The sequence below is a fragment of the Micromonospora sp. LZ37 genome, from assembly GCF_059359015.1.
Genome location: NZ_JCADBL010000002.1, coordinates 305272 through 327924, shown reverse-complemented (window position 1 = coordinate 327924; position 22653 = coordinate 305272). Strand labels below are relative to the sequence as shown.

At 71.5% G+C, this 22653-nt stretch carries 16 protein-coding genes; 6 read left to right on the top strand and 10 right to left on the bottom strand.

The window, feature by feature from the left end:
• Positions 1 to 84: 84 nt before the first annotated feature.
• Positions 85 to 621, top strand: a complete 537-nt coding sequence (locus AC5L3Z_RS05585; RefSeq protein WP_494840043.1) for an RNA 2'-phosphotransferase — start codon at positions 85 to 87, stop codon at positions 619 to 621.
• Here AC5L3Z_RS05585 and AC5L3Z_RS05580 read toward each other — a convergent pair.
• The 3 genes from AC5L3Z_RS05580 to AC5L3Z_RS05570 form a co-directional block, all read right to left on the bottom strand.
• Positions 609 to 1862 carry a hypothetical protein gene (locus AC5L3Z_RS05580; protein ID WP_494840042.1) on the bottom strand — a complete coding sequence of 418 codons (1254 nt, stop codon included), beginning with the start codon at positions 1860 to 1862 and terminating at the stop codon, positions 609 to 611. The genes AC5L3Z_RS05585 and AC5L3Z_RS05580 overlap by 13 nt on opposite strands.
• Before the next feature lie 3 nt (positions 1863 to 1865).
• Entirely contained in the window at positions 1866 to 2942 is a 1077-nt protein-coding gene (locus tag AC5L3Z_RS05575; protein ID WP_494840041.1) for a HesA/MoeB/ThiF family protein, read from the bottom strand.
• 435 nt (positions 2943 to 3377) lie between these two features.
• Entirely contained in the window at positions 3378 to 3896 is a 519-nt protein-coding gene (locus tag AC5L3Z_RS05570) for an STAS domain-containing protein (RefSeq protein ID WP_494840040.1), read from the bottom strand.
• Positions 3897 to 4197: 301 nt separating this feature from the next.
• Between AC5L3Z_RS05570 and AC5L3Z_RS05565 the strand changes: the two genes are divergently transcribed.
• Positions 4198 to 4908: a GAF and ANTAR domain-containing protein gene (locus AC5L3Z_RS05565; RefSeq protein WP_494840039.1), complete on the top strand. Its 711-nt coding sequence runs from the start codon at positions 4198 to 4200 to the stop codon at positions 4906 to 4908.
• A gap of 9 nt (positions 4909 to 4917) precedes the next feature.
• On the opposite strand, the gene AC5L3Z_RS05560 is transcribed toward AC5L3Z_RS05565, so the two are convergent.
• Positions 4918 to 5676 carry a GAF and ANTAR domain-containing protein gene (locus AC5L3Z_RS05560; protein WP_494840038.1) on the bottom strand — a complete coding sequence of 253 codons (759 nt, stop codon included), beginning with the start codon at positions 5674 to 5676 and terminating at the stop codon, positions 4918 to 4920.
• Positions 5677 to 6175: 499 nt separating this feature from the next.
• Here AC5L3Z_RS05560 and AC5L3Z_RS05555 point away from each other — a divergent pair, with 499 nt between their 5' ends.
• The gene (locus AC5L3Z_RS05555; protein ID WP_494840036.1) at positions 6176 to 7009 is read left to right on the top strand and encodes a SigB/SigF/SigG family RNA polymerase sigma factor; all 834 of its coding nucleotides are present in this window, start codon (positions 6176 to 6178) and stop codon (positions 7007 to 7009) included.
• Between the two features lie 220 nt (positions 7010 to 7229).
• The gene (locus AC5L3Z_RS05550) at positions 7230 to 11747 is read left to right on the top strand and encodes a HAMP domain-containing protein (protein ID WP_494840034.1); all 4518 of its coding nucleotides are present in this window, start codon (positions 7230 to 7232) and stop codon (positions 11745 to 11747) included.
• A gap of 45 nt (positions 11748 to 11792) precedes the next feature.
• Here the strand turns inward: AC5L3Z_RS05550 and kynU are convergent, their stop codons facing one another.
• Positions 11793 to 13055, bottom strand: coding sequence for a kynureninase (kynU, locus tag AC5L3Z_RS05545; RefSeq protein WP_494840033.1), 1263 nt, complete (start codon positions 13053 to 13055; stop codon positions 11793 to 11795).
• A 768-nt stretch (positions 13056 to 13823) separates the two neighbouring features.
• Here kynU and AC5L3Z_RS05540 point away from each other — a divergent pair.
• Together AC5L3Z_RS05540 and AC5L3Z_RS05535 are read left to right on the top strand one after the other, a co-directional pair.
• Complete coding sequence (locus tag AC5L3Z_RS05540; RefSeq protein ID WP_494840618.1) at positions 13824 to 14963, top strand: tryptophan dimethylallyltransferase family protein; 1140 nt, start codon at positions 13824 to 13826, stop codon at positions 14961 to 14963.
• Positions 14964 to 14982: 19 nt separating this feature from the next.
• Positions 14983 to 16410 carry a tryptophanase gene (locus tag AC5L3Z_RS05535; protein ID WP_494840032.1) on the top strand — a complete coding sequence of 476 codons (1428 nt, stop codon included), beginning with the start codon at positions 14983 to 14985 and terminating at the stop codon, positions 16408 to 16410.
• A gap of 88 nt (positions 16411 to 16498) precedes the next feature.
• Here AC5L3Z_RS05535 and AC5L3Z_RS05530 read toward each other — a convergent pair whose 3' ends face one another.
• The 5 genes from AC5L3Z_RS05530 to AC5L3Z_RS05510 all read right to left on the bottom strand — a co-directional run bounded on the left by AC5L3Z_RS05530 (position 16499) and on the right by AC5L3Z_RS05510 (position 22113).
• The gene (locus AC5L3Z_RS05530) at positions 16499 to 17059 is read right to left on the bottom strand and encodes a GTP-binding protein (protein ID WP_334613848.1); all 561 of its coding nucleotides are present in this window, start codon (positions 17057 to 17059) and stop codon (positions 16499 to 16501) included.
• A 13-nt stretch (positions 17060 to 17072) separates the two neighbouring features.
• On the bottom strand, positions 17073 to 17438 hold the full coding sequence (locus tag AC5L3Z_RS05525; RefSeq protein ID WP_494840031.1) for a DUF742 domain-containing protein: 366 nt from the start codon (positions 17436 to 17438) through the stop codon (positions 17073 to 17075).
• Positions 17435 to 17869 carry a roadblock/LC7 domain-containing protein gene (locus tag AC5L3Z_RS05520; RefSeq protein ID WP_494840030.1) on the bottom strand — a complete coding sequence of 145 codons (435 nt, stop codon included), beginning with the start codon at positions 17867 to 17869 and terminating at the stop codon, positions 17435 to 17437. Before AC5L3Z_RS05520 ends, AC5L3Z_RS05525 begins: the two co-directional genes overlap by 4 nt.
• Complete coding sequence (locus AC5L3Z_RS05515) at positions 17866 to 20247, bottom strand: sensor histidine kinase (protein ID WP_494840029.1); 2382 nt, start codon at positions 20245 to 20247, stop codon at positions 17866 to 17868. The genes AC5L3Z_RS05520 and AC5L3Z_RS05515 overlap by 4 nt, the downstream gene beginning before the upstream one ends.
• Positions 20248 to 20733: 486 nt before the next feature.
• Positions 20734 to 22113: a glycosyl hydrolase family 18 protein gene (locus AC5L3Z_RS05510; protein WP_494840028.1), complete on the bottom strand. Its 1380-nt coding sequence runs from the start codon at positions 22111 to 22113 to the stop codon at positions 20734 to 20736.
• Between the last annotated feature and the right edge of the window lie 540 nt (positions 22114 to 22653).

The window sequence follows — 22653 nt, the reverse complement described above, 5'->3', positions numbered from 1 at the left end:
TCGACCCGGCCGCCCAGCCCGGTGCCTCCGGGCGCGGCGACAATCCCGTCGCCGCCACGCACGACCGTGGTCGACAATGATCCGATGGACCATCGGGCGCTGACGCGGCTGAGCAAGCGGATGTCCCTGGCGCTGCGGCACGAGCCCGGCCGGTTCGGTCTGACCCTGGACCGGGCCGGCTGGGTCGCCGTCGACGAGCTGCTCGCCGCCCTGCGGATCGGGCGGGCCGAGCTCGACGCGGTCGTCGCCGGCAACGACAAGCAACGCTTCGCCGTCGAGCGCGGACCCGACGGGGTGGAGCGGATCCGGGCCAACCAGGGCCACTCCGTACCGGTGGACCTCGGGCTGGCCCCGACGCCCCCGCCGGAGCGGCTCTACCACGGCACCGTCGCCGCGGCGCTCGACTCGATCCGGGCCACCGGGTTGCAGCGGGGCGGCCGGCACCACGTACACCTGTCGGTGGACGTGGAGACGGCCCGGCGGGTCGGTGCCCGCCGCGGCGGCGCGGTGGTGGTGTTGACCGTCGACGCGGCGGGGATGGCCCGCGACGGGCACGTCTTCCACCGCAGCGCCAACGGCGTCTGGCTGACCGAGGCGGTGCCGGCGGCCTACCTGAGCTGAGCCCCTGCCGGGCGGGCCCGGCGCCGCGCCGCGGTGGCCACCACCCGCACCCCGCTGCGGGCCGCGCCGACCAGCGCGAGCAGCGAGGGTACGACGGCGATCGCCAGCGCCGCCGCTCCCTGCCAGGCCGCCGGGGTGGTCAGCCCGTCGGCGCGGATCGGGTCCAGGCACAACGCCAGCAGGTGCGGCACGCTGGGCAGCACGAAGTACACCAGGTACCCCAACGCCACCGCGATGCCGGGCACGTACAGCCACAGGTAGCGCCGCGCCCAGAGCACCTCGCGGGGATCGGCGGCGGCCAGCTGCCGCTCGTCGTCCGCGGTGGCCCGGCGCAGGTACCGGCGCAGCAACGCGCCCTTGGTCGCCCAGAGGGTGGTGCAGCCGGTCGCGTTGACCAGCAGCGCGTACACGTCGGTGCGCATGAAGACCAGCGTCTGGGCGATCAGCGCGGTGAACTGGAGCAGCACCAGCGCGCGCAGCAGCCGCACCGGGACCGGGCCGAGCTGCTCGGCCAGCGTGGCGGTCAGCAGCAGGGCCAGCGCCATCACCACGGCGTCCCAGGTCACCCCGGCCAGCAGCGGTCCGTAGCGTGCGCCGCGCGGGACGCTCCACAGGCGGGTCAGGTCGGCCTGGAAGGTGAGGAAGTACAGCCGGCGGCTCACCGACAGCCGGCTGCGCAGCCCGTGCTTCGCCGTGGCAAGGACGTGGGCGCCCTCGTGCACGGCCACCGCCGCCATCCCCAGCGCGCTGACCGCCAGGATGTTGAGCAGCTGCGTCGAGAAGGGGAACCCGTCGCGGTACGAGGGCCGCAGCTGCGGCATGGTCAGCAGCAGCGCCGGACCGACCAGCGCGATGATCGCGTACGCGACCCAGGCGACCCGGTGGAACAGCAGCCGGCCCAGCCGCTCCCGCAGCGTCCCGGCGAGCTGGTGGTCGGCCTCCGGCTCCCCGCCCGGCCCGTCCGGGTGCGCTGCGAAGAGCCCCTCGTCGGCCAGCACGGTCAGGAAGTCCGCGACGTCGACCGGCTCGCCGGCCAGCTCGGCCGCGCGGCGTTCGCACTCCGGCACGGGCAGGCCCTGCTGGAGCCAGCCCACGATCCGCGCGCCGAGCTCGGGGACCTCCACGTACTCGGCGGTGCGGGGACTGCCCACGATGAAGGTGTCCCCGTCGGCCACCACGGTCAGCGCGGCGAGCTGCCCGGCGGAGGGCAGCGCGATCGTCCGTACGGTCTCGTCCGACACCGGTCAACCCGCCGTGCTGAGCGCGGCGGCGCTCCGGGCCGGCGCCACCCGGGCGCACAGGGGGCAGTCCGGGTGCCGGGGCCACGGCGAGCGGACCGTCGCCATCCCGTCGGCCAGCTCGACGGTGTGGTAGACGCCCGCCGCCACCGGCGGATCGGTGCGGGTGAGGTAGCGCCCGGCCTCCAGCGTCACCAGACCGGCGAGCAGCTGCGCGACCGGGCCGGTGGCCCGGTTGACCCGCCCGGCGGGCAGCACCACGGACCGGTCCAGCAGCGCCGGCATGGTGGCGGCCTCGTCCTGCCGGTTCAGCTCCAGGCAGCGGCGGCACGCGCTCACCCCGGGCTCGACGGACCAGTAGAACATCGTCGAGTACTGCAGACCGCCGGTCACGAACGGCACCCCGAGGTCGAAGCAGGCCTCGTTGACCAGCAGGTGCACGTCGTCGGGGGAGTCGATGGCGCAGATCACCAGCGAGGCGCCCGCGCCCAGCCGACGGATCGACGCCACGTCGGTCACCCGCTCGTGCACCGCCTCCACCACCGTGCCGCCCGGCGAGTAGCGCGCCGCCCAGTCCCGCGCCGCGTCCACCTTGGTGCGTCCGACGTCGTCGCGCCCGTACGCGAACTGGCGGGCGAGGTTCTTCTCCTCGACGGTGTCGAAGTCGACCAGCCGGACCCACCCGACGCCGAGGCCGATCAGCGACTGCAGGATCCCGCTGCCCATGCCGCCGGCGCCGAGCAGCAGCACGTCCGCCGCGGCCATCGCCCGATGGAAGTCGGAGCTGGTGCGGTGGAGACCGGCGAACAGGTCGTAGAAGCGCAGGTTGCTCTCGTGCCGACGGCGGGTCGCCGGGTCGAGGTCGTCGTCGGAGCCGGCCCGCAGCAGCACCCCGACCTCGTCGAGGGCCCGGACGGCGTCGGCCACCTCGGCCTCGCCCACCTCGAAGCCGAGGGCGCGCAGGGCGGCCGGCAGCTCGGCGACGGTGTGGCGCCCCTCGGCCAGCAGCCGCAGCAGGGCGGTGACGCTGCCGTCGACGTCGTCCAGGTAGGTCGCCTCCAACGCCCGCCCGACGAGGATCACCTCCGCCGGCCGTTGTATGACGGAGATCGGTTTGAGTTGCGGCCGGACGCGCACGGAAGACCCCTCTCTCGGGTAGCGCCGGTGGTCGGTGGGGACGAAGGGGCCGGCCCGGCGTGGCGCCGGGCCGGCCCAGAGGTTCGACGCTTACGCGGCGCCCTGCGGCGGGTCCGGGTCCAGGTGCGGCCGGGTCGCCTCGATGCGCTCCACCTTCTTGACCTTGATCTTCACGCGACTCTCCCTGTTGTGGGGGCTTGTCCTTCCGGCAGGCGGTCGCCCACCGGCTGAGAACCATGCTGTCGTCACGCCCGGTTGGCGTCGTTCGGAAATCCAACGCGGTAGATATCGGCTACTGGACCGCGCGACACCGCGCGGTGTGCGATGGCGAGCCCGCCGGGAACACCGCGGCGACGCGGCCGGGCCGGCGCGGCCCCCGCCTCACGAAGGGTCGGCGGCCAGGGCGGCGGACGGCGTTCGCGCTCCGTCGGGGCGGCCGGCGTCGGTGCGCCCGCCGGATCGGGGTGTCACCGGCCTCGGGTGGACGGCGCCGCCGCCGGTTGACGACTGCCGGTCCACCGGGGCGGGGGAGCGGTCCCCGGCCCCGGCGTTCGGTCCTGCGGTGTTCCCGGTCGCCGGTTCGGCGGTGTTCCCGGCCGCCGGTTCCGCGGCGGGCAGGGTGCAGCCGGTGAGCTGGAGCAGGCGGGTCAGGCAGGGCGGTAGCTGCCGCAGGACCAGGCGGCCCCCACCCCGGCGGACCAGCGCCCCCGCCTCGGTGAGGGCGGTCAGCCCGTGCAGGTCCACGAAGTCGACCTGGGACAGGTCCAGCACCACCAGCGGCGCGCCCTCGTCACCGAGGCGCCGGGCCAGGTCGACCAGGAGCGACGCACTGCCCATGTCGATCTCGCCGCGGACCCCGACGACCGTGGCGCGGCCCTCGCGGCTCCAGCTCAGGGTCATCGCGGGCGCGATCGTCGTAGGGTCGTGCGACGCCGTGCCGGACATCACGCCCCCTCGCGGGATACCGGGACTTCCGGCACCGTCGTGCGGTGCCGGCCGTGGGCGCGTGTCTTGACCCGGCCCTGACGCTACCCCTGTCAGAGCCGCTCGCGCACGTGTCGGGCGATGCTGGTGCACGCGTGCTCCAGCGGCACCGACCGGCCGCGCGGGGGCGGGCGGTAGGGTGCGAGGTGCCGCGCCGCCCCGGGTGACCGGCCCGGGCGTGCCTCCTTCCTGTCCGCCCCGTCGTGAAGGGCCTTCCATGGCACAGGCTTCGCTGCCCCCGCAGGACGCGCTGGCCGCGCTCGGCCGCATCCGGCTCGACGCCGCCGGCGTCGACGACGTGCTGAACACCGTCGCCGACCTGGCCCGGCGGAGCATCCCGGGAGCGGCCGAGGTCTCCGTGACGCTGTTGCGGGACGGGACCGCGCAGAGCGTGGCCGTCACCGGCGAGCTGGCGTTGCGCCTGGACGAATGGCAGTACGAGCAGGGTCGGGGCCCCTGCCTGGACGCCTCCGTCAGCGGCGACGCGCTCAGCGTGCCCGACACGGCGGGGGAGGACCGCTGGCCGGCCTGGAGCTCGCGGGCGGCCGAGGCCGGGGTCGGCAGCTCCCTGTCGATCGGCCTGCCGATCCAGGAGGCCGTGGTCGGCACCCTGAACGTCTACGGCAGGACGCCGCGCTCCTTCGACGAGGATTCGATCGGCCTGGCGAAGACCTTCGCCGCGTACGCCGCCGTGGCGCTGTCCAACGCCCACCTGTACTCCGACACCGCCACCCTGGCGGAGGAGATGCGGGCGGCGATGGAGACCCGGGCGGTCATCGAGCAGGCCAAGGGCATCATCATGGGCGAGCGCCGGTGCGGCCCGGAGGAGGCCTTCTCGCTGCTGGCGAAGATTTCCCAGGACACCGGCCGCACGCTGCGCGACGTGGCCGCCGCGCTGGTCACGCGGGCCACCGGGGAGTCCCGCTGACCCGTCCCGTCAGCCGGGGGTGGGTGCCGACTGGCCGGGGGTGGGCGTCGCCTGGCGCGGCGCGGCGGTGCCGACGGTGACCTGCCGGACCAGCGACTCGGCGACCTCCCGGACCTTGCGGTTGGAGTTCTGCGACACCTTGGCCAGGATGGCGAACGCCTCGTCGGCGGTGCACCGCCGCTGACCCATGATGATCCCCTTGGCCTGCTCGATGACCGCCCGGCTGCGCATGGCCGCCTGCATCTGCTGGGCCATGGTGGCGACGCCGTCGTAGAGGTGCGCGTTGGCCAGGGCCACCGCGGCGTGGTCGGCGAAGGTCTGCGCCGCCTCGGCCATCTCGTCGAAGGCGCGCGCCCGGGCGCCGTAGACGTTCAACGCGCCGACCACGGCCTCCTGGATCGGCAGGCCGATCGACATGGAGCTGCCCGCCCCGGCGGCGCGGGCCCGGGCGGCCCACTCCGGCCAGCGGCTCTCCTCGGCCATGTCGGGCACGACCATCACGGTGCCCGTGGTGGCCGCGTCCAGGCACGGCCCGCGGCCCTGCTCGTACTGCCACTCGTCCAGGCGCAGCGCCAGCTCGCCGGTGTACGCGGCGGTGTGCGCCTCGGCGCCGTGGACCAGGGTCACCGAGACCTCCTCGGCGCCGGGGATGCTGTCCCGGGCGATCTCGGCGATCCGGGACAGCACGGCGTCGAGGGGTGTGTCGCCGTGGCGGATCGTGCCCAGTTGGAGGGCGGCCTCGGTGAGGTCGAGCGGTGACTGCGGCATGGCGGCTGACGTCCTTGCGAACCGGCGCGATCGTTCCGGCGGGGCCGGGCAAGCGCATGACGGGACGGTCCGTGCCCCGTTTGTGTGTGTGCCGGGTGCGGCTGCGGGGGGACCGGATACCAGCGCCGCTGCTTGACGCTCGCCCACGACTCCTCGGAGGGGTCGGATGCGGATCACCACTTTACCGGCCCCGCCGCCGTGGTGCCCGGGGGCACCGCGACCGATCCGAGGCCGTCGGGCTGCGCGGGCGTCCGCCCGGCGGCGACCCGTACGGCCGACGCGGACGGTGCGGCGGGACCGCGCCGGCCGCCCGCCGGCGTCACCGTCGACGACCGGACGTTCCGGTCATCGAGGGCCCGGCGGTGGGGTTGATCATGCTATTCATCCCTTTCGTCCATCGTCCTTTCGGTTGATCCGTGACAACTGTTGGTCTAGGGTGGGCTCATCTGCGGGTGGCACCTCCGGGGGTCGTTCCGCGACGCGGCACAGGAAGGGCAGCATGATCTCCACGACCAGCACCACCCGTACGACCACCTCGGCGGCCGTCGACGTGGCGGTCACCACCGCCCCGGCGCCCAGCACCGAGTCCCGGGCCAGCGAGCTGATGACCGCCCTGGCCGCCATGCCGGCGCACCACCCCGACCGGCCCGCGCTGCGCAACGAGGTGATCGAGGCGTGGCTGCCGCTGGCCAACCACCTCGCCGCCCGCTACAGCGGGCGTGGTGAGCCGAACGGCGATCTCGCCCAGACGGCGGCCCTCGGTCTGATCAAGGCGGTGGACCGCTTCGACGCCGCCCGTGGTGTCGACTTCGCCGGTTTCGCCATCCCGACGATCCTCGGTGAGATCAAGCGCCACTTCCGCGACCGCACCTGGAACATCCGGGTGCCCCGTCGGCTCCAGGAGCTGCGGCTGCGCATCTCCGAGGCGAACGGCACCCTCACCCAGACGTTGAACCGGGCCCCCACGGTGGCCGACGTCGCGGAGTACCTGGGCGTCACCGAGGAAGAGGTCCTCGAAGGCCTCGAGGGCGCGCGGGCCTACAACGCGGTGTCCCTCTCCACCCCCATCGGCGACGGCGAGGGCGCCAAGGAGCTGGCCGACACCCTCGGCGCGGAGGACAGCGAGTTCGAGCTGGCGGAGCTGCGCGTCGCCCTCGGTCCGGCACTGGCCACCCTGGATGAGCGGGAACAGAAGATCCTGACGCTCCGCTTCTACGGCAACCTCACCCAGAGCGAGATCGCCGCCCAGGTCGGCGTCTCCCAGATGCACGTCTCCCGGCTGCTCGCCCGGGCGCTGACCAAGCTGCGGGGACAGCTGATCGACGCCCGCTGAGCGTCCCACGGCTCCCCGCCTCCCGCTCCGACACCCGCCCCGGACTCCGGCGGCGGGTGTCGCCGTATCGCCAGCTCAGGCCGGTCCGTGCCGGGTCCACCGGCCAGCGGCCGGCCGGCCGCCGCCGATGCTGCGGGTCGACCGACGGGTGTGCATACTTGCGCGGTTGATGTTGTACCGGCGGGTAGGCCCCTCCGGTGGCTGCGCATAGGTGGTTCTGGTGCTCGAGAACACGGCGACCCGACGGTCCGGGGCGAGCGGAACCGGCTCACCGGTGGCCGACCCGGGGTTGCGGCAGTTGCTGGCGGGTCTGACCGCCGTACGTGACGGTGACTTCGGCACCCGGCTGCCGGAGGACGCCGACGGCCTGCTGGGGGAGATCGCCACCGTCTTCAACGGCATGGTCGACCAGCTGTCGCTGTTCACCTCCGAGGTGACCCGGGTCGCCCGGGAGGTCGGCACCGAGGGGCAGCTGGGCGGTCAGGCCGAGGTGCCCGGCGTGTCGGGCACCTGGAAGGACCTCACCGACTCGGTCAACGCCATGGCGGGCAACCTCACCGACCAGGTGCGCGACATCGCGGAGGTGGCCACCGCGGTGGCCCGGGGCGACCTGTCGCAGAAGATCACCGTGGACGTCCGGGGCGAGATCCTGGAGCTTAAGGTGACCATCAACACGATGGTGGACCAGTTGTCCAGCTTCGCCGACGAGGTGACCCGGGTGGCGCGCGAGGTGGGCAGCGAGGGCCGCCTCGGTGGTCAGGCCGAGGTGCCGGGCGTGGCCGGCACCTGGCGTGACCTGACCGACTCGGTGAACTTCATGGCCGGCAACCTGACCAGCCAGGTCCGCAACATCGCGCAGGTCACCACGGCGGTCGCCCAGGGTGACCTGTCGCAGAAGATCACCGTGGACGCGCGGGGCGAGATCCTGGAGCTCAAGAGCACCATCAACACGATGGTGGACCAGTTGTCCAGCTTCGCCGACGAGGTGACCCGGGTCGCCCGGGAGGTGGGCACCGACGGGCGACTCGGCGGGCAGGCCCAGGTCACCGGAGTCGCCGGCACCTGGCGTGACCTGACCGACTCGGTGAACTCGATGGCGGGCAACCTCACCGACCAGGTCCGCAGCATCGCGCAGGTGGCCACCGCGGTGGCCCGGGGTGACCTGTCGCAGAAGATCACCGTCACCGCGCACGGGGAGATCCTGGAGCTCAAGAGCACCATCAACACGATGGTGGACCAGCTCTCCTCCTTCGCCGACGAGGTGACCCGGGTGGCCCGGGAGGTGGGCACCGAGGGCCGCCTCGGCGGTCAGGCCGACGTCAAGGGTGTCTCCGGCACCTGGAAGGACCTCACCGAGTCGGTCAACGTGATGGCCGACAACCTCACCGCCCAGGTGCGCAGCATCGCCGAGGTGACCACCGCCGTCGCCAAGGGCGACCTGACCCAGAAGATCCGGGTCGACGCCCGGGGGGAGATCCTGGCGCTCAAGGAGACCATCAACACGATGGTCGACCAGCTCTCCGCGTTCGCCGACGAGGTGACCCGGGTGGCCCGGGAGGTCGGCACCGAGGGCCGCCTCGGCGGGCAGGCGCGGGTGCTCAACGTCGGCGGCACCTGGAAGGACCTGACCGACAACGTCAACGAGATGGCCAACAACCTGACCAACCAGGTGCGCTCGATCGCCCTGGTCGCCACCGCCGTGGCGCAGGGCGACCTGAGCCGGCAGATCACGGTGGAGGCGAAGGGCGAGGTCGCGGTGCTCGCCCAGACCATCAACACGATGGTCGGCACGCTCGGGGCGTTCGCCGACGAGGTGACCCGGGTGGCCCGGGAGGTCGGCACCGAGGGCCGCCTGGGCGGTCAGGCGCGGGTGCCGAACGTGGCCGGTACCTGGAAGGACCTGACCGACAACGTCAACTCGATGGCGAACAATCTCACCGGCCAGGTCCGCAACATCGCGCAGGTCACCACGGCGGTCGCGCAGGGTGACCTGACCAAGAAGATCGACGTGGACGCCCGCGGGGAGATCCTGGAGCTCAAGACCACCATCAACACGATGGTGGACCAGCTGTCCAGCTTCGCCGCCGAGGTCACCCGGGTGGCGCGCGAGGTGGGCAGCGAGGGCCGCCTCGGCGGTCAGGCCGAGGTCGAGGGCGTCTCCGGTACGTGGAAGCGGCTGACCGAGAACGTCAACGAGCTGGCCGGCAACCTGACCCGGCAGGTCCGCGCGATCGCCGAGGTGACCAGCGCCGTGGCCACCGGCGACCTGACCCGCTCCATCACGGTGGACGCCCCGGGCGAGGTCGGCGAGCTCAAGGACAACATCAACTCCATGGTGGAGTCGCTGCGCGAGACCACCCGCACCAACCAGGAACAGGACTGGCTCAAGACCAACCTGGCCCGGATCTCCGGGCTCATGCAGGGCCACCGCGACCTCGAGGTGGTTGCCGGTCTGGTGATGAACGAGCTCGCCCCGCTGGTCTCGGCGCAGCTGGGCACCTTCCTGCTGCTCGACGACACGGCCGACGGGGCGGCCCTGCGGGTCGTCGGCGGGTACGGCCACGACGCGGTGCGCCGCCGCTACGCCCTCGGCGACTCGCTGGTGGGACAGGCGGCGGTGAGCAAGCGGCCGATCGTGGTGGACGCGGTGCCGGCCGACTACGTCACCGTCTCCTCCAGCCTCGGCGCCGCCGTGCCGTTGCACCTGGTGGTGCTGCCGATCCTCTTCGAGGACCAGGTCCTCGGCGTCATCGAGCTGGCCAGCATGAGCCGCTTCAGCGAGATCCAGCGGGACTTCCTCGACCAGCTGACCGAGACCATCGGCGTCAACGTCAACACGATCGTCGCCAACGCCCGCACCGACGTGCTGCTCACCGAGTCCCAGCGGCTCGCCGCGGAGCTGCAGGCCCGCTCCGAGGAGTTGCAGGCCCGGTCGGAGGAGTTGCAGCGCTCCAACGCCGAGCTGGAGGACAAGGCGGCGCTGCTGGCCCGGCAGAACCACGACATCGAGACGAAGAACTCCGAGATCGAGCAGGCCCGCCAGGAGCTGGAGGCCCGGGCGCAGCAGCTCGCGCTGGCGTCGAAGTACAAGTCGGAGTTCCTGGCCAACATGAGCCACGAGCTGCGCACGCCGCTGAACTCGCTGCTGATCCTCGCCCAGTTGCTGGCGCAGAACCCGGCGCGGAACCTCTCGGCGAAGCAGGTCGAGTACGCCACGGTCATCCACTCGGCGGGCACCGACCTGTTGCAGCTGATCAACGACATCCTGGACCTGTCCAAGGTCGAGGCCGGCAAGATGGACATCAACCCGGAGACGTTCGAGCTGTCCACCCTGCGCGACTACGTCGACGCCACGTTCCGCCCGTTGACCACGCCGCGCGGGCTGGCACTGGACATCGTCACCGGTCCGGGCGTGCCGACCGAGCTGCACACCGACGAGCAGCGGCTGCGGCAGGTGCTGCGCAACCTGGTCTCCAACGCGGTGAAGTTCACCGAGGCGGGTCGGGTGCAGCTGCGCATCGAGCGCGCCCGGGCCGACGAGCTGCCGGACACCTTCGCCGGGCACGACGAGGTGATCGCCTTCCGGGTCGTCGACACCGGCATCGGCATCGCCGAGCAGCACCTCACCGCGATCTTCGACGCCTTCCAGCAGGCCGACGGCACCACGAGCCGCCGCTACGGCGGCACCGGCCTGGGCCTGTCCATCAGCCGCGAGATCGCCCACCTGCTCGGTGGCCGGATCACCGCGCAGAGCGTCCTGGGCGAGGGCAGCACCTTCACCCTCTACCTGCCCGCCACCGGCGGCGCCGGTGCCACGTCGGTCGCCGGGGAGGCGAGCGCGCCGCTCGCCCTCACCGGACCGCTCGCCGTCGCGTCGGCGACGCACCCGTCCTGGCTTACGGGGCAGCGGCGGCTGCTGGTGGTGGAGCACCACGAGATGGGTCTGCTCACCCTGCTGGCGCAGGGCGTCACGCTGGGGTTGACCCAGCCGTCGGTGGAGGTGGCGACCGCGGTGGACGTCGCGTCGGCCGTGGAGGCCCTCACGTCGCGCCGCCACCACCTGCTCGTCCTGCACCTGGAGATGCTCGACGACAGCGGCCACGAGCTGCTCAGGGCACTGCACGACGACGAGGAGCTGCGCGGGCTCCCGGTGCTGGCCTACCACGGCCAGCCGCTGAGCCCCGGGCAGGAGACGCTGTTGCAGGCGTTGGGCGGCGACCGGCCGCTGGAGGTCCTGCGCAGCCTCGACGACCTGCGCGAACGCATCGCGCTGCACCTGTCGGCGGAGGCCCCGGAGCGGGTCGTGCCCTTCACGCCGTCGATCGCCGACGTCGCGCCGCTCGGGGATCCCGTCACCATGGCGCTGACCGGTCGCAAGGTCCTCGTGGTCGACGACGACGCCCGCAACGTCTTCGCCCTCACCAACATCCTCGAACTGCACGGCATCGACGTCGTCTACGCCGAGGACGGCCGCAAGGGCATCGACACGCTGATGCGCCACGACGACATCGACCTGGTGCTGATGGACGTGATGATGCCGGAGATGGACGGATACGCGGCCACCGCCGCGATCCGCGCCATGCCCCGCTACGCCGACCTGCCGATCATCGCGGTCACCGCCAAGGCGATGCACGGCGACCGGGAGAAGAGCATCTCCTCCGGGGCCAGCGACTACGTCACCAAGCCGGTGGACGCCGACGACCTGCTGCACTGCATCCACCGGTGGCTGAACTCCTGACCCGCCCCTCCGCCTACCCGGGCTCCGCCGCGCGCGGCGGAGCCCTCAGGTGACCCGGGAGGCGTCGCCCGACATCCGCTCGTAGGACCGGCGCGCGGCGATGTCGCGGAGCCGGTCCATCGCGTCCCACACGTCGACGAAGCGGGTGTAGAGCGCGGCCGGGCCGAGCCGTAGCCGGTCGGGCACGCGGTGGTCGCCGACCACCCGACCTTCGGTGGCCAGCGCGCGGGAGATCCGCAGCGCCTCCGGGTGGCGCAGCGAGACGTGCCCGCCGCGGCGCCGCGCGTCCCGGGGCGAGGCGACGGTGAAGCCGTACGGCGTGAGCCAGGCGTCGGCCAGCGTGACGATCGCGTCGCCGAGGCGCCGGCTCTTGTCCCGTACCCGGGCGATGCCCGCCTCGGCGAGGACGTCCAGCGCCGGGTCCAGCGCCGCCATGGACAGGATCGGCGGGGTGCCCACCTGGAACCGGTCCAGCCGCGGCGCCGGGTCGTAGTCGGGGCCCATCCGGAACTGGTCCCGCTGGCCGAACCAGCCCTGGATCGGCTGCCGCAGCCGGGACTGCAGCTCCTGCCGGACGTAGAGGAAGGCGGGAGCGCCGGGGCCGCCGTTGAGGTGCTTGTACGTGCAGCCCACGGCGAGGTCGCTGCCGGTGGCCGTCAGCTCGATCGGGACCGCCCCGACGGCGTGCGAGAGGTCCCACAGCACGTACGCCCCGACCTGCCGGGCGGCGGCGTTGACCGCCGCCATGTCGAGCAGCGCACCGCAGCGGTAGGAGACGGCGGAGAGCACCACCAGGGCGACGTCGTCGTCCAGCGCGTCCCGCAGCGTACCCAGGTCGAGGCCCTGGTCCAGGTCGGAGGCGAGGAGCCGCAGGGTGAACCCGCGGTCGCGGGCCAGCCCCTGAAGGATGTACCGATCGGTGGGGAAGTCCTCGGCGTCGACCAGGATGGTGCGGCGGTCACCGGCCGCGTCCAGCGCGGCGGCGGCGAGCTTGTAGAGATTCACCGAGGTCGAGTCGGAGACCGTCACCTCGCCGGGCCGGGCGCCCAGGGCGTGCCGGGCGAGCCGGTCACCGATCCGCCCGGCCCACTCGATCCAGGTCGGCCAGGCCCGGACGAGCTGCCCGCCCCAGCCGTCGCGGACCAGCCGGGCCAGGTGCTCCGGCGTGGCCGCCGGGAGCCGTCCCAGCGAGTTGCCGTCCAGGTAGATGAGGTCCTCGTCGCCGACCACGAAGCGGTCCCGCAGCTCGGCGAGCGGATCGGCGGCGTCCATCTCCTTGAACAGGTGGCGGGGATACTCGTCGCGCACGGCGCTCCTTCCGCTGACGGTCACCGCGGTGCCGCCGACCCGCCCCGGTCGGCCGGTCCCAGGGTAGGCGGCGCGGCGGGGAGCGTCCTGGTGCGTCCCACCGGCGCGGGCGGGTCCCCTGCTGCGGCGTGGGCGGCAACAGGGGCCCGGGGTGCCGGTCAGGCGGGCGGGCGCCAGGCCTGGTTAGGCACCTGTTCGCCGGCCGGTGCAACCGCAGGATGAGCGCGGTCGCGGACGAGCCCATGAAAAATGTGACGGTCGGTGGGGAGGATCCTCGCCGTCGACGGCTTGGTGCGACGGTCGCCAGCCGCGTTCAGGTCAGGCGGCGGAGCTGACGTACGCCGGACAGACCCGCACCTGCACCGTCGGTTGCCACCGGCCCCAGGTGAGCGGCCTGTCCTAAGTACTCACGGTGACGCCGGTGCCCGGGCTCCCTGGTCGCCTCGAGCAATGAGGAAGTGCTGTTCCGCGCCACCGCCCGGGGCGATTTCAGTCCTGAGTGGTTACTCAGCGAAGCCACCGACTCGCTTGTGACAATTGTCTCACTCGACAGGGCCCGGCTTGATGATCACTATGTGGACTCATGGTCGTTGCCCGCACCGACTGTCCCGCTGGCAGAGCTGCGGCGGAACTACCGGAGCGGGCATCCAGCGAAAGGGTCGAGCGGCGGTACGGATGGCTTTTCGGCAACTGACGGTAACGCATCCCTCGATGCGACGAAATGTCGCCGGCCGCTCACTGCGGAACGACCTTACCGATGAATGTGAGATGGGAGAGCGAATGGGCGGCGGGTCCCTTCTCGAGCACCTGAACGGTCAATTGACTCGCTTGTGCGAGGTCGTCGGAACTGATTCGGGCATACCTTCGGAGATGCTCGCGAATCTTCTCGGATCCGCTGGCTCGCGATCGTTGGGCGGCCCGCCGGCGTGGCCGTCCAACGTCGCGGACGACCACACGCCGGTGGAGTTCTCCATCGCCTTCAACGAGGGAGAGCCACCCACGTTGAGAGTTCTGGGTGAGGCGCTGGGGTCACCCCCGGGGGCGCTGGCGAACCTGTCGGCGGCGTACGACTTCATCGACGCGCAGACCCACCGTCTCCAACTGTCGACCGCCCGGTTGGATCCGGTGCGGGACCTGTTCGCCACCGACGACCCGCAGGGAGAGTTCGCGCTCTGGTTCTCGCAGGTGTTCCGCAGCGGTCGGCGGCCTGAACTCAAGGTCTACCTCAATCCCGAGCTCCACGGTGTCCAGCGGGCGCCTGACCTGGTGGCCGAGGCGCTGCGCCGGCTCGGGCTCGGCGAGTCGTACCAGACGTTGCTGGACCACGGTGTCCGCCCGGGGGAGCTGGGGCGCAGGGATCGGCTGACGTTCTTCGCCTTGGATCTGCACGACACGCCGCAGGCGCGCGTCAAGGTCTATCTGACGCACCACGACGCCGGGGTGCGGGACGTGGTCCGGGCGGCGAGCGCGGTCGGCGGCATCGACGGGTCGGAGCTCGCCGAGTTCTGCGTGGCGGCCGGTGGGGGCAGGGGCCCGTTCAGCGGCCGGCCCCTCGTGGGCAGCTACACCTTCACCGAGGGTGTGGAGAAGCCGGTCGGGTACAGCGTCTACGTGCCGATCCGTAGCTACGTCAATGACGACGAGGAGGCCCGTGCCCGGGTGCTCGGGTTGCTGGCACGCTACGGTTTCGACGGCGCGCAGTTCGACCGGGCGATCCGCGCCGTGACGCGCCGGCCGCTCGGCGACGGTGTCGGGTTGATCGCGCACGTCTCGCTGCGGCTCGGCCCGCCGCGGCCAGGTGTGACCGTCTACCTGTCCTCCGAGGCGTATCGGGTCCAACCGCCGCGTCGACGGCAGGTGCCAGCCTCCCGTGACCTGTCCGGCCGCTCCGCGGCCGGACACCTCTGACCGTTTTCAAGGAGTGAGTGTGCCCGTGGACCCGCGCAGGACGTTGCCGCCGTACCGGATCAAGGTGGTGGAACCGATTCCCATCCTCGGTGCCGAGGAGCGTCGGCTGGCCCTCGAGCAGGCTGGCTACAACCCGTTCAACCTGCGCGCGGACCAGATCACCATCGACCTGCTGTCCGATTCGGGCACGGGCGCGACCTCGTCCCAGCAGGAGGCCGCCGCGGCGCTCGGTGACGAGTCCTACGCCGGGGCGCGGTCATGGTTCCGGTTCCTCGACGAGGTTGGCGACCTCACCGGATATCCGCACATCCTGCCGGTGCACCAGGGCCGCGCCGGCGAGCGGATCCTGTTCACCAGCCTGCTCAAGCCGGGCCAGATCTGCGTCAGCAACACCCATTTCGACACCACCCACGCGAACGTCAAGCTGGTGGGGGCGGAGCCGCGGGACCTGCCGTGTCCGGAAGCGGCCGATCTCGGCAGCTCCGAACCGTTCAAGGGCAACATCGACCTGGCCGCGCTGGAGAGCCTCCTGGCCGGGCCGGACGGGCACCGGGTCGGCCTGGTCCTGATGACCATCACCAACAACGGCCTCGGCGCGCAGCCGGTCTCCATGGCCAACCTCGAAGCTGTCGGGGAGCTGTGCCGGCGCCACCGGGTGCCGTACTTCCTGGACGCGGCCCGGTTCGCCGAGAACGCGTGGCTGGTCGGTCAGCGGGAGGCCGCCTACCGGGACTGGACGCCGCGGCAGATCGCCAACCGCGCGTTCCAGCTCGCGGACGGCTGCGTCGTGAGCCTGAAGAAGGACGGCCTGTCGGCGATCGGAGGGTTCATCGGGCTGCGCGACGGGGACCTGCACGCCCGCTGCGAGGCGAACCTCATCGCCACCGAAGGTTTCTCCACCTACGGGGGACTGGCCGGCCACGACCTCGAACGGCTGGCGCAGGGGGTACGGGAGGTGGTCGACCCGGCCTACCTGGGGGCCCGTGCCGCATCAACCGCCCGGTTCGCCCAGCTCGTCAACGAGGCCGGGGTGGAAACGGTCCAGCCGGCCGGCATCCACGCGTTGTACCTCAACGCCGGCAGGCTGCTGCCGCACCTGTCCCCGGACCAGTTCCCGGGTCACTCCCTGGGGTGCCAGCTGTACCTCGACGGTGGCATCCGCTGCGCCGAGCTCGGGTCGCTCTACCTCGGCGGCCTCGACGAGCAGCACCGGCTGGTGACCCCCGCGCCGTTCGAACTCGTCCGGTTGGCCATTCCGCGCCGGGTCTACACCGACACCCACCTGGAGTACGTGGCCGCGGTCCTCGCCGACATCGCCAAGGATCCCGAGCGGGTCTCCGGGTACCGGATCGTCTCGTCGCCGCCTCTGCTGCGTCACTTCAAGGTACGACTCGAGCCGCTCGCCGCGGCGACCGGACCGACCACGCGGGTCGGCCCGAAGCCCTGATCCGGCGGGCGGGTCGCCCCTACCCACGCACCCCTGGCCTCGACGCCTCGCGCGTCGAGGCCAGGTGCGTCTCCGGCGAGCCGGCCGATCAGGTGCCGACCGGCAGGCGCGACATGGCGTGCCGTACCAGCGCGATCAACGCCGCCGTGCTGGACGACCTGTCCCTGGCGTCGCACCACAGCAGTGGAACGGCCGGATCCAGCTTCAGGGCCGCACGGATCTCCTCTTCGTTGTACAGGCACTCGCCGAAGAACCGGTTGACCGCCGCCACGAAGGGGATGTCCCGTCGCTCGAAGTAGTCGATGGCGGCGAAACTGCTGTCCAGCCTCCTGGTGTCCACCAGCACGATCGCGCCGATGGCGCCCTGGGCGAGCTCGTCCCAGATGAACCAGAACCGGTCCTGCCCCGGCGTGCCGAAGAGGTACAGCACGACATCAGGGCTGATGGTGATGCGTCCGAAGTCCAGAGCGACCGTCGTGCGCGTCTTGTCCTCCACGCCCGTCACGTCGTCCACGCCGACGCTCTCCTGGGTCAGGATCTCCTCGGTCGTCAACGGAGCAATCTCGCTGACCGACCCGACCAGGGTGGTCTTGCCGGTGCCGAAGCCGCCCGCGACAACGATCTTTACCGACCTGCGATCCACGTGTATCTGTCCCTCTTGTCTAGAGTCCCTGGAGACCTGCGAGAACCGCTTCCAGCAGCCGGCGATCCGTGATCTTCTCCTGCGCCGGAGATCCGACCGCCAGGAACCCCTGGTCCAGGAGCACGTCGACCATGATCTTGGTGATGGTGAGCGGCCGATGCAGGTAGGCGCCCACCTCGGCGATGGAGATCCACTTGTTGCATCGGCTGACGATCTCCCGGTACTCCGGCTCCAGGCGCGCCGTGTCGACCGGAAGGGCGATCAGCTGAGTGGCCAGGTCCAGGTTCATGTTGCGCGGACTCGTGCGCCCGTTGACCAAGATGTACAGAGGCACGAGCTTGCCGGCCTCGACCTCGTCGTCACCGTCCCACACGTCGTAGGTCATGTCGTGCGCGCCTCGTACCGGTCATCCGAGGCCAGGCCGGCCGTTCGCGCCTCGGAGCCGAGATACTCACCGATCCGGGTGACCAGGCGGCTCATCTCGTAGGCGACCGTCCCCATGTCGACGCCCTGCTCGCAGAGGACGGCCAAGCGCGCGTTCTGCCCGGCGGCGGCGACGAACAGGGTCTGACCGAGATACTCGATGATGACCTGCTGCACGACCCCGCTGTCGAAGCGCCTGCCCATTCCGGCCGCGACGCTGTGCAGGGACGACGCGCCGGCGGCCAGCAGCTCCGCCGCGTCCTGCGGCAGCGACGTCGATTTCTGAACGATCAGCCCATCTGTGGACAGGACGACTGCGTAGAGGACGTCGGGCACCTCTACGAGGCCGTCCAACATCCAGGTCAGATCGTTTCGCCCAGTCGAGTTGGTCACGCTTTTCCACCTTGATCGTTTCTGGTTTTCGTTTCCCGACCCGCGGCCCAGGCCTGCTGGTACGCCGCGAGCCGGTCCCGAGCCTCCTCGGGAGACCGGGTGCGACCCGCCAGCCCGGGGGACGCGGTGCGCGCCTCGCCGTCATCCCGCAACTGCGGCACGATGTGCTGTTGCGGATCCCGCTGCGGCAGGGCCGGGCGGGCAGCGGTCTGTGGGCCGGACGGGCCGGCGTCGACCACAGTGGCCGCCGAGGATCCTGACTGGCGAGGAATGCCGGCACTGCGGCTTGCCTGGTGACCGCTCATCACACCGCCCGTCCTTTGTCGGCTCTCGCCATCGCGTGGGGTAGGTAGTGCCGGGCGCGCTTCGGCCGGGCCGGCGCCGACGGCAGCGGGTGCCGGAGCCTGGACCCGGGGGCCGCCACCAGCGCCATTCGGCACGGTGCGCGCCGCTTCCGGCGCGGGACGGCGTACGCCGGCATCGGTGCTGTCCACCACGGGCCCGGCGTCCATGACGCGGTCGGGCAGCAGCACGATCGCCAACAGTCCGCCGTACGCCGAGGTACGAAGGCTCACCTGGATGCCGTCGCGCTTGGCCAGCTCCGCCACGACGTGCAGGCCGACCTGTGCGCCGTCCTTGAGCGCCGTCACATCCGGCGTGGGCGCGGTCGCCAGCAGTTCGTTCGCGCGCTCCAGAGCATCGGGTCGCATCCCCATGCCGGCGTCTTCGATCTCCACCGCGACCCCGCGCTTGACCTGGTTGCAGGTGACCCACACGGTGGTCGTCGGCGGGGAGAACGCCAGCGCGTTGTCCAGCAGTTCGGCCAGCAGGTGGATCGTTCCGGCGACCGCGTGCCCCGCCACCGCCATGTCGGGCGCGCTGCGCAGGGTGATCCGCTGGTACTGCTGCGCCTCGGCGAATGCCGCCAACAACACCCGACGCAACGGCACCGGCTTCTGGAACCGCCGACCGATCTGCCCACCCGCCAGGATGACCAGGTTCTCCAGGAAGCGTCGGGTCTGCGCGAGCTGGTGGTTGATGTCGAAGAGGTCCGTCAACAGCTTCTCGTCACCGACCCGGTTCTGCAGGTCCTCGATGACCTTCAGGCCACGCTGCAGGGGGCGCTGGGGACGCCGCGCGACGCCCATCAGCATCGCCATGCCGGCCGCCCGGGTCTTCGCCTCGTCGACCGCTGCGGCGGCCGCGGCCTGCATGGACCTGTTGATGACGTCCGCGACCTCGCCGATCTCGTCGCTTCCGTAGTCCTGGTTGGGAAGCTCGACGGCGAGGTCGACGCTCTCCCGTCGGCGTAGGCGTTCCATGATGGCGGGCAGGCGCTGATCCACCACCGCCGCGGCGTCCTTGCCCAGTTGCGCCAGGCGCACGGACAGCGCCTGGTCCACCAGCACCTGCGACTGGCGCATCGCCCACACGATCGCGGCGATCGCGATGGCCAACGCGATCAGACTTCCCAGGGACGCGGCCAGCAGCTGGTTGTTGCCGGTACGCAGCGCCTCGGCGGAGACCTCGTTCGCCTGCGCGACGGTCAGGCCGATCAACTCGTCGGACACCTCACGGGTGAGGGTCTCCCAGGTGGCACTGTCGATGGGCAGGTTTCGGGGCACCTTGTTGTTGCGCCACTGGCCGGCGGAGACGAGCGCGTCCTCCGCGACGGCGAGCCTCTTCCACGACTCACTCGCCACGAGCTTGTCGTAACGCGCGCGCGCGTCGGGCCGCAGGTGCGTAGCCACGTGCGACAGGCTGAAGTGGTAGGCGGACACCAGTCTGGCGAATTCCAGATGGTCCTCCGGGGTCAGTGTCCGGGATCCGAAGGCGACGTCCATCGTCGACCCGGCCCGGGACATGAGGTCACTGGCCTGGAAGGTTTCGGTGGCCACGATGCCGCCCTGGGACGCCGTGGCATCGGGCACGATCCGCGCCTGGGTGTCGAAGAGGTCGGTCGCGGTGTTCAGCAGCCCGTTGTAGAAGTCGTAGACCCGCTGCTGATCGGCCGACCGGGCGTCGACCCGGCTGCGAATGCTCGGGATCTGGTCCAGTTGGTCCGTCAGGGTCTTCCATTGGGTGGTGATGGACTTCGGAGCGTTGGCCAGCGCCGAGTCGGCGACCGCGCGAAGCGCGGCCAGCCGCTGATCGGTCTGCTGTCGCTGTTCGAGCAGGCCCTGCAGGTCTTTCGACGTCTGGGCCAGGTAGGCGACACTCAACCGCCGTTCCTGCTGGATCGAGGCCAGCGCGGGAACCGCGGGGATCGACACCTTGCGGACCCCGTTGGCCACTTCCCGGTTGTAGAAACCCTGGAAGACAAGGTATCCGGACGCCACGAGCCACAGCGCCAGGGCGACCACACTGGGGATGAGCACCAGCCTGATGATGCGCCGCTTGATGGATCGCTGCCGACCACGGCGTCCACCGGAGGTCCCTGTCCGAACGCCGCTGTCCGGGTCGCGCTGCACGCCCGCCCGGTCTGGCTGATTTTGCACTACTGGTATCCAATCACGGGCAGCCCAAAGTAGACGGCGAACCGATTCTGCCGTCGACGCCGTCGCGTACGCGACCATACCGGTGTGTCCGCTTTCGCACTACCCCGCCCGGCCCGGTGCTTGAAAGCCGTTTTGAGGTGCACTAGTTGTCAACTCTCGGTCACCGCGTGCTCGGGTCGGTGTGCGCCGTCGCGGCTCACTTCCCGAGTCGTGTCAGGGCGACCACTGTGGTCCAGGCCAAAGTGGACAGTCGGCTCGCGCGGGTCTGGGCCGCCAGTGGGTCTGACGGGCCCGTTCCGCGCGTACCACCGGCGCGGGCGGGCCCCCTGCTGCGCCGTGGCGGCAACAGGGGGCCCCGGGTACCGGTCAGGCGGGCAGACGCCAGACCTGGTTGGCGCCGCCGAAGCAGTCCCAGATCTGCAGCCGGGTGCCGTCGGTGGAGCTGTTGCCGGTGGCGTCCAGGCACTTGTTCGCCTGCGGGTTGCGCAGCGTGCCGTTGGACTGGGCCTGCCACACCTGGGCGCCGGTGCCGTTGCACTCCCAGAGCTGGACCTTCGCGCCGTTGACGGTGGAGCCGCTGGTCACGTCGGCGCACTTGCCGAGGGCGCGCAGGGTCCCGTCGGTCGCCACGGTCCAGTTCTGCGCGCCGGTGCCGTTGCAGGTCCAGAGCTGGACGGCGGTGCCGTTGGTGGTGCCGGCGCCGGCGACGTCGACGCACTTGCCGGCGATCCCGGTGATCGGGCCGGTACGGCCGCTCGGCGGCGGGGTGGTGCCGCCCATGACGGTGTCGTAGATCGCGCTGACCAGGGAGGTCGAGCCGGTGGTGTCCTGGGACAACTCCCAGTTCATCATTCCGCCGGCGTTGGCCAGCGCCCACTGGGTCTTGCGCTTGACGGTCGGGATGCCGTTGTAGCACTGCTGCGTCCCGGCGACCGTGGTGCAGTCCCGGTTGGCGTTGGCCGGGTCCATCGCGACCAGCGCCGAGTAGGTGTAGTAGCCGGGCCGGCTGTAGAAGGGGACCCCGAACACGGCCTTACTGGCGGGCAGGCCGCGCGACTTCCAGAGGTTGATGCTGGCGACCGACCAGTCGTAGTTGGCGTGCGGGCTGCCGCCGTCGTACGCCATGATGTTCAGCCAGTCGACGTAGCCGAACACGGCGGTCGGCACGCCCTGCACGTAGGTGCCCTCGGAGACGACGGCGGCGGTGAGCAGCTTGCCCCGGCTGTGCAGGGCGCTGCTCAGCTGCTGCATCAGCAGGCTGTAGTTGGTGGCCGAGGCGCCCGGGTCCGGGTACTCCCAGTCCATGTCGACGCCGTCGAGGTTGTACTGGTTGACGAAGTTGACCACGTTGTTGACGAAGTTGCCGCGGCTGCCGGCGTTGGCGGCGAGCGCCTCGAAGGCGGAGTCGTTGCCGTCGTTCCAGCCGCCGATGGCGATGGAGACCTTGACGTTGTTGGCGTGGCCGAGGGAGACCAGCGAGGAGAGCTTCCCGGGGTTCTCCACCGGGCGCAGGCTGCCGTCGTTGTTGGGCAGTACGAAGGCGTAGTTGATGTGGGTCAGCTTGCCGTACTGGACGGTGTTGACGTCGCCGCTCCAGGAGGGCATGTAGCCGACGCTCTTGAAGTTGTTCGGCAGTACGACGGCCTCGGCGGCGGCCGGGGTCAGGACGAGGGTGGCGCCGGCGGTGACCAGCGCGAGCAGGCCGGCGGCGAGGGCGGAGCGGCGGCGGGGACGTGATGAGGACATCGAGGGCCTTCCCGTGGACGGGGCGCGGTGCGGTGCCGCCCGCAGGCGGCTGGCTCGGCCAGCCGCCGGACGGGACGTACGGCGGGAGAAGGGACGGTCTTCCTCGAGGAAGCCAAATCTTAAAGAGTGTTAACTATCGGCGTCAACGAGGACTCTCGATGAAATGGCGAGGTCAGCCGCGCGTTCACCCCTTGGCCCCGGCGCGCTCCCGCATCGACGGCGGCCGACCGGGCCGCCCCGAACGGCCGTGACCGCCGTGGTCGTACCGGACACCTGGGCGAGTGATGCCTCAGCGGCATATTGATGCCCCTGAGGTATCACACTTGCTCGGACATCCGCCCTCCGACGCCGCCGACCCGACCTGCGACACCGCCGTGACCAGCAGCCCGGGTATCACACGATGTGCTCGGAAGAGCGCGGCGACGCCGTCGAGCCGGCCGAATTCGATGACGACGCCGTCGGCGGGGTCGCCGCGGTGTCCGCGAGCGCCACGTCGCGCAGGGCGACCCGGCGCGCCGGCACCTCCGCCGGTGCGGCCGC

Bases quoted from the DNA above. Each gene is read 5' to 3' on its own strand.
- AC5L3Z_RS05585 (WP_494840043.1), top strand. From the start codon at position 85: ATGGACCATCGGGCGCTGACGCGGCTGAGCAAGCGGATGTCCCTGGCG.
- AC5L3Z_RS05570 (WP_494840040.1), bottom strand. From the start codon at position 3,896: ATGACCCTGAGCTGGAGCCGCGAGGGCCGCGCCACGGTCGTCGGGGTC.
- AC5L3Z_RS05565 (WP_494840039.1), top strand. From the start codon at position 4,198: ATGGCACAGGCTTCGCTGCCCCCGCAGGACGCGCTGGCCGCGCTCGGC.
- AC5L3Z_RS05560 (WP_494840038.1), bottom strand. From the start codon at position 5,676: ATGCCGCAGTCACCGCTCGACCTCACCGAGGCCGCCCTCCAACTGGGC.
- AC5L3Z_RS05555 (WP_494840036.1), top strand. From the start codon at position 6,176: ATGATCTCCACGACCAGCACCACCCGTACGACCACCTCGGCGGCCGTC.
- AC5L3Z_RS05540 (WP_494840618.1), top strand. From the start codon at position 13,824: ATGGGAGAGCGAATGGGCGGCGGGTCCCTTCTCGAGCACCTGAACGGT.
- AC5L3Z_RS05525 (WP_494840031.1), bottom strand. From the start codon at position 17,438: ATGACCTACGACGTGTGGGACGGTGACGACGAGGTCGAGGCCGGCAAG.
- AC5L3Z_RS05510 (WP_494840028.1), bottom strand. From the start codon at position 22,113: ATGTCCTCATCACGTCCCCGCCGCCGCTCCGCCCTCGCCGCCGGCCTG.